Genomic DNA, 674 nt, shown 5'->3' on the forward strand with positions numbered 1-674 from the left:
ACACATGGCCGCCTGTGCCATCATGCGCTGCAAGAAACTAACAGGGAATGCGCTCGGTTGCAGCCTCCCTCAAGCACTGCTTTCGGGAGCGCGACACACCCAATGCAGACCCCGAAAGACTCCGGCACAACATGCACATGGCCGCCCGTTCCACAGACGAGGCGATGGGCAAGTTGCGGGAGAAGCTGCCAGAGACACGGCGCAAGGATGCGGTACTCGCTATCGAGTACGTCCTGAGCGCGTCACCGGAGTGGTGGATCAATGCCGATTCCGGCCGGAAAGCGGACTTCTACCAGAGCTCGATGGACTGGCTGGCCGAGAAGTATGGGCGGGAAAACATCCTGGTATCGTCGATTCACCTGGACGAGAAGACCCCCCACATGTCGGCGTTCGTGGTTCCGATCACCAAAGATGGGCGGTTGAGTGCCAAGGAGTTCATCGGCAACCGCACCAAGATGAGCAACGACCAGAGCAGCTATGCCGAGGCCGTCAAGCATCTTGGANTGGTGCGGGGCATCGAGGGCAGCAAGGCGACCCACAAGCGCATCAAGGCCCATTACAACGCGCTGGGGCAGCAGATCCCAGTACCGCCAGAGATCCGAGAAGACGACCCCAAGCCTCAAAGCGACCACGGCCCGGGGTTGCTGAGCAAGATCGGGTTGAGGCCCATGATT

At 60.3% G+C, this 674-nt stretch carries 1 protein-coding gene; it reads left to right on the plus strand.

Annotated elements, in window-relative coordinates; genetic code table 11:
* Positions 1-47: 47 nt before the first annotated feature.
* Positions 48-674, plus strand: a 627-nt coding sequence (mobV, locus tag ACE1BR_RS23260; RefSeq protein ID WP_374874457.1) for a MobV family relaxase, incomplete at its 3' end; no start/stop codon positions are given.

This window comes from Aeromonas sp. MdU4 (genome assembly GCF_041929505.1).
GTDB lineage: Bacteria > Pseudomonadota > Gammaproteobacteria > Enterobacterales > Aeromonadaceae > Aeromonas.